The 10,104-nt window shown below is 72.9% G+C and carries 3 protein-coding genes and 1 pseudogene; all 4 read left to right on the top strand.

The features are described 5' to 3' along the window. Positions 1–34: 34 nt before the first annotated feature. The 4 genes and pseudogenes from C6N75_RS23770 (at position 35) to pulA (ending at position 10,067) form a co-directional block, all read left to right on the top strand. The gene (locus C6N75_RS23770; RefSeq protein ID WP_105870942.1) at positions 35–1,690 is read left to right on the top strand and encodes a glycoside hydrolase family 13 protein; all 1,656 of its coding nucleotides are present in this window, start codon (positions 35–37) and stop codon (positions 1,688–1,690) included. After that, on the top strand, positions 1,678–2,763 hold the full coding sequence (locus tag C6N75_RS23765) for a LacI family DNA-binding transcriptional regulator (RefSeq protein WP_105870941.1): 1,086 nt from the start codon (positions 1,678–1,680) through the stop codon (positions 2,761–2,763). Before C6N75_RS23770 ends, C6N75_RS23765 begins: the two co-directional genes overlap by 13 nt. A gap of 443 nt (positions 2,764–3,206) precedes the next feature. Beyond that, positions 3,207–4,583 (top strand): annotated as a pseudogene (locus C6N75_RS23760) (alpha-amylase); the annotation flags it as partial. Positions 4,584–4,688: 105 nt separating this feature from the next. Then, positions 4,689–10,067 (top strand): pullulanase-type alpha-1,6-glucosidase, encoded by a 5,379-nt coding sequence (gene pulA / locus C6N75_RS23755; RefSeq protein WP_105870940.1) that lies wholly within the window; start codon positions 4,689–4,691, stop codon positions 10,065–10,067. The last annotated feature ends 37 nt before the right edge of the window (positions 10,068–10,104 follow it).

The raw sequence follows: 10,104 nt of genomic DNA, 5'->3' as shown, positions 1-10,104 counted from the left end.
GGGGCCCGCCACCCCCTCTACCTCCAGGGATGACATGACCCAGCACCTCGCCGCCGCCCCCGCCGCCCCGACCACCGGCACGCACACGGGCTGGTGGAGAGACGCGGTGATCTACCAGGTGTACCCGCGCAGCTTCGCCGACGGCAACGGCGACGGCATGGGCGACCTGGAGGGCGTCCGCAGCCGGCTGCCGTACCTGAGGGACCTCGGCGTGGACGCCGTCTGGCTCAGCCCCTTCTACGCCTCCCCGCAGGCCGACGCCGGCTACGACGTCGCCGACTACCGGGCCATCGACCCGATGTTCGGCACCCTGCTCGACGCCGACGCCCTCATCCGCGAAGCCCACGGACTGGGCCTGCGGGTCATCGTCGACCTCGTCCCCAACCACTCCTCCGACCGGCACGAGTGGTTCCAGCGCGCCCTGGCCGAAGGCCCCGGCTCCCCCCTGCGGGAGCGCTACCACTTCCGCCCCGGCAAGGGCGCGAACGGCGAACTGCCGCCCAACGACTGGGAGTCCATCTTCGGCGGCCCGGCCTGGACGCGCACCGCCGACGGCGAGTGGTACCTGCACCTCTTCGCCCCCGAGCAGCCCGACTTCAACTGGGAGCACCCGGCGGTACGCGACGAGTTCCGCTCCATCCTGCGCTTCTGGCTCGACATGGGCGTCGACGGCTTCCGGGTGGACGTCGCCCACGGCCTGGTCAAGGCCGCCGGACTGCCCGACATCGGCGCCCACGACCAGCTCAAGCTGCTCGGCAACGACGTCATGCCGTTCTTCGACCAGGACGGCGTGCACGAGATCTACCGCTCCTGGAACCAGGTCCTCGCCGAGTACGACGGGGAGCGCATCCTGGTCGCCGAGGCCTGGACGCCCACCGTCGAGCGCACCGCCCACTACGTGCGCCCCGGCGAGATGCACCAGGCGTTCAACTTCCAGTACCTGGGCGCCCACTGGGACGCCGCCGAGCTGCGTACCGTCATCGACGCCTCGCTGGACGCCATGCGCCCGGTCGGCGCGCCCACCACCTGGGTGCTCTCCAACCACGACGTGACCCGGCACGCCACCCGCTTCGCCAACCCGCCCGGCCTCGGCACCCAGCTCCGCACCCCCGGCGACCGCGGACTGGGCCTGCGCCGCGCCCGCGCCGCCAGCCTCCTCATGCTGGCGCTGCCCGGCTCCGCGTACGTCTACCAGGGCGAGGAGCTGGGCCTGCCGGACGTCACCGACCTGCCCGACGAGGTCCGCCAGGACCCCTCCTTCTTCCGCGCTACCGGCCAGGACGGCTACCGCGACGGCTGCCGCGTCCCCCTCCCGTGGACCGCGACCGGCTCCTCGTACGGGTTCGGGGCCGGCGGCTCCTGGCTGCCGCAGCCCGACACCTGGGGCCCGCTCAGCGTCGAGGCCCAGACCGGCGACCCGCACTCCACCCTGGAGCTGTACCGCTCCGCGCTGGCCGTCCGGCGCGCCCACCCCGGCCTCGGCGCCGGCGAGTCCCTGACCTGGCTCCCCGCCTCCGAGGGCGTCCTCGCCTTCGCCCGCCCCGGCTTCGCCTGCACCGCCAACACCACCGGCGCCCCCGTCCGCCTCCCCGCCCCCGGCACGCTGCTCCTGGCCACCGCCGAGGTCACCGTCGCGGCCGACGGCTCGGTGGAGCTGCCCGCCGACACCACCGCCTGGTGGGCGGTGTGACCCTCTCCCCGCCGCGCGGCGACGCGCGGCCCGAGCCGCGGGGCGACCGAGGAGGGGACGCCCCGCGGCTCGCGGACCTCGCCGTCCAGGCCGGGGTCAGCGAGGCCACCGTCAGCCGGGTCCTCAACGGCAAGGCGGGGGTGGCCGGTTCGACCCGGCACCGGGTCCTGGCCGCGCTCGACGTGCTCGGCTACGAACGCCCCGTACGGCTGCGGCGGCGCAGCGCCGGCCTGGTCGGCCTGGTCGTCCCCGAGCTGACCAACCCCATCTTCCCGGCCTTCGCCCAGGTCATCGAACAGGTCCTGGCCGGCCACGGCTACACCCCGGTCCTGTGCACCCAGATGCCCGGCGGCGCCACCGAGGACGAACTGGTCGAGCAGTTGGAGGAGCGCGGCGTCACCGGCATCGTCTTCCTCTCCGGGCTGCACGCCGACTCCTCCGCCGATCCCTCCCGCTACGCCGGCCTCACCGCCCGCGGCGTCCCGTACGTCCTGATCAACGGCTTCAACGAGCGCATCGACGCCCACTTCGTCTCACCCGACGACCGCGCCGCCGCCCGGATGGCCGTGCACCACCTGGCCGAGCTGGGCCACCGCCGGATCGGCCTGGCCATCGGCCCCACCCGGCACGTCCCCTCCCGCCGCAAGGCCGAGGGCTTCACCGAGGCCCTGCACACCCTCCTCGGCGTCGGCCCCGAACAGGCCGCGGCCTGGACCCACTCCACCCTCTACGGCGTCGAGGGCGGCCACGCCGCCGCGTCCGTCCTGATGGCCGCCGGCTGCACCGGCATCGTCTGCGCCAGCGACCTGATGGCCCTCGGCGCGGTCCGCGCCGCCCGCGCCCGGGGCCTCGACGTCCCCGCCGACGTCTCCGTCGTCGGCTTCGACGACTCGCCGCTCATCGCCTTCACCGACCCGCCGCTGACCACCGTCCGCCAGCCGGTCCACGCCATGGCCACCGCCGCGGTCAACGCCCTCCTGGAGGAGATCGAGGGCAACCCGGTCCAGCGCACCGAGTTCGTCTTCCAACCGGAACTGGTGGTCCGAGGCTCGACGGCCCGGCCGGGCGGCTGACCTCCGCGCAGAGGCCGGGGCCTGGCCCGCGGGTGGGCCGTGGCGGGGCTGTACGGCCCCGGGCTCTGCGTGCGGACCGGTCCGGCCGGCCGGGCGCGTGGAGTGCGGGCGCGGCCCGGACTCTCCCGCCGGCCGGACCGGAGCCGGGTGGACCGTAACACCGCTGCAATAGTTTGCGAAAGAGCTTGCAGGTCTCGACCCGGTATCGCCCGACGCCGTGTTTCCCGCGGGTGAACCAAGCGTGTCCAAAGCCTTGACCGGTCCGCCGGTGGCTCGTACGGTCACGTCCGAAAACCGTTGCTGCTTTCTTGCAGCAAGAGGATTCATGGTGTCACCCCTGTACGACCCCCACGTACCACCTGGCCTTGCGGGCACGGCGCGTTGCCGCACGAGGCTGCACCCGCATCCGCACCTCCCTGTCCCCAGGAGGAACCATGGCCGCAATGACGCTGCCCAGGAGAGCGGCGGCCGCCGCTCTCGCCCTCACCGCCGGAGCCGCGCTCACCGTCGCCGCCCCGGCCCAGGCCGCCCCGCCCGGAACCAAGGACGTCACCGCCGTCCTCTTCGAGTGGAAGTTCAGCTCGGTGGCGAAGGCGTGCACGGACACCCTCGGCCCCGCCGGCTACGGATACGTCCAGGTCTCGCCGCCCCAGGAGCACATCCAGGGCCCCCAGTGGTGGACCTCGTACCAGCCGGTCAGCTACAGGATCGCCGGCCGGCTCGGCGACCGCGCCGCTTTCCAGTCGATGATCGACACCTGCCACGCGGCCGGAGTCAAGGTCGTCGTGGACACCGTCATCAACCACATGGCGGCCGGCAACGGCATCGGCACCGGCGGCACCGGCTACTCCAAGTACGACTACCCGGGCACCTACTCGGGCTTCGACATGGACGACTGCCGCGCCACCATCGGCAACTACCAGGACCGCGTCAACGTCCAGCACTGCGAGCTGGTCGGGCTCGCCGACCTGGACACCGGCGAGGAGTACGTGCGCGGCCGGATCGCCGCGTACCTGAACGACCTGCTCAGCCTCGGCGCGGACGGCTTCCGCATCGACGCCGCCAAGCACATGCCGGCCGCCGACCTGGCGAACATCAAGTCGCGGCTGGCCGACCGGAGCGCCTACTGGAAGCAGGAGGCCATCTTCGGCGCGGGCGAGGCGGTCTCGCCCGGCGAGTACCTCGGCAACGGCGACGTGCAGGAGTTCCGCTACGCCCGCGACCTCAAGCGGGTCTTCCAGAACGAGAACCTCGCCTACCTGAAGAACTACGGCGAGGGCTGGGGCTACATGCAGTCCGCCAAGTCCGCCGTCTTCGTCGACAACCACGACACCGAGCGCGGCGGCGACACCCTCAGCTACAAGAACGGCTCCGCCTACACCCTCGCCAACGTCTTCATGCTGGCCTGGCCCTACGGCTCCCCGGACGTGCACTCCGGCTACGAGTGGAGCGACAAGGACGCCGGCCCGCCGAGCGGCGGCCAGGTGAACGCCTGCTACAGCGGCGGCTGGAAGTGCCAGCACGCCTGGCGGGAGATCTCCTCCATGGTCGCCTTCCGCAACACCGCCCGCGGCCAGGCCGTCACCGACTGGTGGGACAACGGCGGCGACGCCATCGCCTTCGGCCGCGGCAGCAAGGCGTACGTGGCCATCAACCACGAGCCGGGCCAGCTGAACCGGACCTTCCAGACCTCGCTGCCGGCCGGCTCCTACTGCGACGTGCAGAACCGCCGCCCCGTCACCGTGGACTCCACCGGCAAGTTCACCGCCACCCTCGGCGGCGGCACCGCCCTCGCCCTGCACACCGGCGCCCGCACCTGCTGACGCATCCCGACCCACGGCCCCGCGCCCACCGCCGTACGGCGCACGGCGCGGGGCCCGCACCCGTATCCGCAGCCCTCTCACCGTCTGACCAGGAGACCCGTTGTGACTCGGCTCCACCCCCGGCCGCCCCGGCCCCGGGCCCGTACACCGCGCAGCGCGGTGGCCGCCCTCGCCGCCGCGACCCTCGCGGCGATCGTCCCGGCGCTGCCCGCCACCGCCGCCTCCCGGCCGCCCGCCCCGCCCTCGGACGCGAAGCTCGCCGCCGAGCCCGCCCGGCACGACCTCACCCGTGAGCAGTTCTACTTCGTCCTGCCCGACCGCTTCGCCAACGGCGACGCGCGCAACGACCGCGGCGGGCTGACCGGCTCCCGGCTCACCACCGGCTACGACCCCGCCGACAAGGGCTTCTACCAGGGCGGCGACCTCAAGGGCCTGACCGAGAAGCTGGACTACATCAAGGGCCTGGGCACCACCGCCATCTGGATGGCGCCGATCTTCAAGAACCAGCCGGTCCAGGGCGAGGGCAAGGACGCTTCGGCCGGCTACCACGGCTACTGGATCACCGACTTCACCCAGGTCGACCCCCACTTCGGCACCAACGCCGACCTGGAGCGGCTGATCGACAAGGCCCACGCCAAAGGCATGAAGGTCTTCTTCGACGTCATCACCAACCACACCGCCGACGTCATCGACTACGAGGAGAAGAGCTACGGCTACCTCTCCAAGGGCGCCTTCCCGTATCTGACGAAGGACGGCCGGGCCTTCGACGACGCGGAGTACGCCGACGGACAGCGGCCGTTCCCGAAGACCGGCAAGGGCGCCTTCCCGCGTACGCCCGTCGTGCCCGACGCGAAGAAGGAGCTCAAGGTCCCGGCCTGGCTCAACGACCCGGCGATGTACCACAACCGCGGTGACTCCACCTTCGCCGGCGAGTCCTCCGCGCACGGCGACTTCGCCGGCCTGGACGACCTGTGGACCGAGCGGCCCGAGGTCGTCGCGGGCATGGAGAAGATCTACCAGCGCTGGGTGCGGGACTTCGGCATCGACGGCTTCCGGATCGACACCGTCAAGCACGTCAACACCGAGTTCTGGACCCAGTGGGCCACCGCCCTCGACGGTTACGCGGCCGAGCGCGGCAAGGACGACTTCTTCATGTTCGGCGAGGTCTACTCGTCCGACCCGGCCGTGACCGCCCCCTATGTCACCGAGGGCCGGCTCGACGCCACGCTCGACTTCCCGTTCCAGGACGCGGCCCGCTCCTACGCCTCCCAGGGCGGCCCGGCCGCCAGGCTGTCGGCCCTCTTCGCCCAGGACTACCGCTACACCACAGACAAGGCCAACGCCTACGAATCGGTGCCCTTCCTGGGCAACCACGACATGGGCCGCTTCGGCGCCTTCCTCAAGCAGGACAACGCCGGCGCCTCCGACGCCGAACTGCTGGACCGCTACCGCCTCGCCAACGAGCTGATGTTCCTCAGTCGCGGCAACCCGGTCGTCTACTACGGCGACGAGCAGGGCTTCACCGGCGCCGGCGGCGACAAGGACGCCCGGCAGCCCCTCTTCGCCTCCCAGACCGCCGACTACCTGGACGACGACCAGCTCGGCACCGACCGCACCCACGCCGCAGACGCCTACGACACCCGGCACCCGCTCTACCGCTCCATCGCCGAGCTGGCCAGGCTCACCGGGGCCCACCCGGCCCTGCGCGACGGCGTGCGCACCGAGCGCCACGCCGACCGAAGCCAGGGCGTCTACGCCTTCTCCCGGACGGACGTGCGGAAGGACACCGAGTACGTCGTCGCGGTCAACAACGCCCGGACGCCGAAGACGGTCGAGCTGGCCACCGACTCCCCGGACACCGCCTTCACCACCCTCTACGGGGGGCAGGGCACCGTCCGCGCCAAGGGCGACAGGCTGACGGTCACCGTCCCCGCCCTCTCCTCCACCGTCCTGAAGGCGACCCGCCCGGTCGCCGACCCGGCCACCCGGCCCGCCATCGAGCTGACCGCGCCCGCCGCCGGGGCCACCGGCACCGTCGAGCTGGACGCCCGGGTCACCGGTGGCCGCCTCAACCGGGTCGTCTTCGCCGCCCAGACCGGCGATCAGCCCTGGCAGGTCCTCGGCAGCGCCGACCACGCCCCGTACAAGGTCACCCACACCATCGACAAGGCCACCGCCGCCGGCACCCCGGTCCGCTACAAGGCGGTCGTGGTGGACCACAAGGGCCGCACCGCGAGCGCCCTGGCCGCCACCACGGCGGGCGCGCCGGCCACCCCGGCCCCGCCGAGCGCGGTGGACCGCACCCACGCGGTCGTCCACTACCAGCGCCCCGGCGGCGACTACGACGGCTGGCAGCTGAGGACCGGAGCCGGCACGACCGTCCCGTTCACCGGGCGGGACGCCTACGGCGCCTTCGCCTGGGTGAAGGTCGAGGAGGGCGCGACCGGCATCCCGTACACCGTCGTCAACGGCAGTACCCAGGACGGCCCGAGCCGCACCCTCGACCTGGCCGCCACCGGCGAGGTGTGGGTCAGGCAGGGCGAGGACGGGCAGCGGAACACCGCGCCCGACGGGGCCTATCCGCCCCAGGACCCGGACAAGGCCGTCATCCACTACCACCGCCCCGACGGGGACTACGACGGCTGGGGGCTGCACACCTGGACCGGCGCCGCCACCCCCACCGACTGGGCCGAGCCGCTGAAGCCGGTCCGCACCGACGCCTTCGGCGCGACCTTCGAGGTGCCGCTGACCCCCGGCGCCACCTCGCTCTCCTACATCGTCCACAAGGGCGACGAGAAGGACACCCCCGCCGACCGCTCGCTCGACTTCGGCGCGCACGGCAAGGAGGTGTGGCTGCTCACCGGCGATACCGGCCATCTGCTCCCCACCTCGGGCGCGGCCCCCGTCTTCGACCTGACCAAGGCCGCCGCGCAGTGGATCGACGCCGACACGGTCGTCTGGAAGGCGAAGGCCGCCCCCGGAACCGGGCACGCCCTGGTCTACGCGAAGGACGGCGGGCTCGCGGTCGAGCGCGGCGCCCTCACCGGCGACGCCCGGCGGCTGCGTCTGGCCCCCGGCGCGCTGACCGACGCCCAGCAGGCCCGCTTCCCGCACCTGCGGGACCTGCCCGCCTTCACCGTCGACCCGCGCGACCGCTCCCGCGTCCGCGAGGCGCTGCGCGCCCAGGTGGTCGCCGCCCAGTGGGGCGCGAACGGCGCGCTGCTCGCCGCCACCGGCGTCCAGCTCCCCGGCGTGCTCGACTCCCTCTACGGCCGCAAGGCCGCGAAGACCTCCCTCGGCCCGGTCTTCTCGGCGGCCGGCCGTCCCACCCTCGCCGTGTGGGCGCCCACCGCGCACACCGTGGCCCTGGAGCTGGACGGCCGGCGGATCGCCATGCGGCGTGACGACGCCACCGGCGCCTGGTCGGTCACCGGACCCGCGAGCTGGCGGAACAAGCCGTACCGCTTCCTGGTGACGGTCTACGCGCCCAGCGCCGGCAAGGTCGTCACCAACGCGGTCACCGACCCGTACTCCACCGCGCTGACCACCGACTCGGCCCGCAGCCTGGTCACCGACCTCACCGACCCCGCCCTGGCCCCCAGTGGCTGGAAGACCCTGAGGAAGCCGACCGCCGTGCCGCTGCGCGACGCGCAGATCCAGGAACTCCACGTCCGCGACTTCTCGATCAACGACCGGACGTCCCAGCACCCCGGCGGCTACCTCGCCTTCACGGACACGAAGTCCGACGGCGTGAAGCACCTGCGCGGGCTCGCCGGCGCCGGCACCTCCTACGTCCACCTGCTGCCCGCCTTCGACATCGGCACCGTCCCGGAGGAGAAGTCCGACCAGACCACGCCCGACTGTGATCTGGCCACCCTGCCCGCCGACTCCGAGCGGCAGCAGGAGTGCACCTCCCAAGCCGCCGCCAAGGACGGCTTCAACTGGGGCTACGATCCGCTGCACTACACCGTCCCCGAGGGCTCCTACGCCTCCGACCCCGACGGCCCGGCCCGCACCGTCGAGTTCCGCCGGATGGTGAAGTCCCTCAACGACATCGGACTGCGGACCGTGATGGACGTGGTCTACAACCACACCGTCGCCGCCGGCCAGGACGACAAGTCCGTCCTCGACCGGATCGTGCCCGGCTACTACCACCGGCTGCTGGACGACGGCGCCGTGGCCACCTCCACCTGCTGCGCCAACACCGCGCCCGAGCACACCATGATGGGCAAGCTGGTGGTCGACTCGGTCGTCACCTGGGCCAGGGAGTACAAGGTCGACGGCTTCCGCTTCGACCTGATGGGCCACCACCCCAAGGCCAACATCCTCGCCGTCCGCAAGGCCCTGGACTCCCTCACCGTCGCCCGCGACGGCGTCGACGGGAAGAAGATCATCCTCTACGGCGAGGGCTGGAACTTCGGCGAGGTCGCCGACGACGCCCGGTTCACCCAGGCCACCCAGAAGAACATGGCCGGCACCGGGATCGCGACCTTCTCCGACCGGGCCCGGGACGCGGTGCGCGGCGGCGGCCCCTTCGACGCCGACCCCGGTGTGCAGGGCTTCGCCTCCGGCCTGTTCACCGACCCCAACACCTCGCCCGCCAACGGCGCCCCCGCCGAGCAGAAGGCCCGACTGCTGCACTACCAGGACCTGATCAAGGTCGGCCTGACCGGCAACCTCGCCGACTACACCTTCACCGACGCCACCGGGCGCACGGTCAAGGGCTCGCAGGTCGACTACAACGGCGCCCCGGCCGGCTACGCGGCCGCCCCCGGCGACGCCCTCGCCTACGCGGACGCCCACGACAACGAGACCCTCTACGACGCGCTCGCCTTCAAACTGCCGGCGGCCACCGCCCCGGCCGACCGGGCCCGGATGCAGGTCCTCGCCATGGCGACGGCCGCCCTCTCCCAGGGCCCGGCGCTCTCCCACGCCGGCAGCGACCTGCTGCGCTCCAAGTCCCTGGACCGCAACTCCTACGACTCCGGCGACTGGTTCAACGCCCTGAACTGGGACTGCCGGGCCGGCAACGGCTTCGGACGCGGGCTGCCGCCGGCCGCCGACAACAAGGACAAGTGGCCCTACGCCCGTCCGCTCCTCGCCTCGCCCGCCCTCAAGGCCGGCTGCCCCGAGATGAACGCCACCACCGCCGCCTACCGCGACCTGCTCACCATCCGCACCACCGAGAAGGACTTCAGCCAGCCCACCGCCGCCCGCGTCCAGTCCGCCCTGTCCTTCCCGCTCTCCGGCAAGGACGAGACCCCCGGCGTCATCACCATGGCCCTCGGCGACCTGGTTGTCGTCTTCAACGCCACCCCCGACCGCCGGACCCAGACCGTCCCCGCCCTCGCGGAGAAGGGCTACGCCCTCCACCCCGTCCAGGCGGCCGGCGCCGACCCGGTGGTCAGGACCTCCGCCTACCGCCCGGACACCGGGGCCTTCACCGTGCCCGCCCGCTCGGTCGCCGTCTTCGCCCGCTGACCCGGCCGCCCCCCCCCACGGGGCCGGGGCATGATGG

This window comes from Streptomyces solincola, assembly GCF_002982015.1.
Classification (GTDB): Bacteria; Actinomycetota; Actinomycetes; order Streptomycetales; family Streptomycetaceae; genus Streptomyces; species Streptomyces solincola.
The sequence above is the reverse complement of the archived record's forward strand: the minus strand, read 5'-3'. Positions and strand labels throughout refer to the sequence as shown.

What these genes read in the sequence shown, in the direction of transcription:
- C6N75_RS23770 (WP_105870942.1), top strand. Translation starts at nt 35, where the DNA reads ATGACCCAGCACCTCGCCGCCGCCCCCGCCGCCCCGACCACCGGCACG.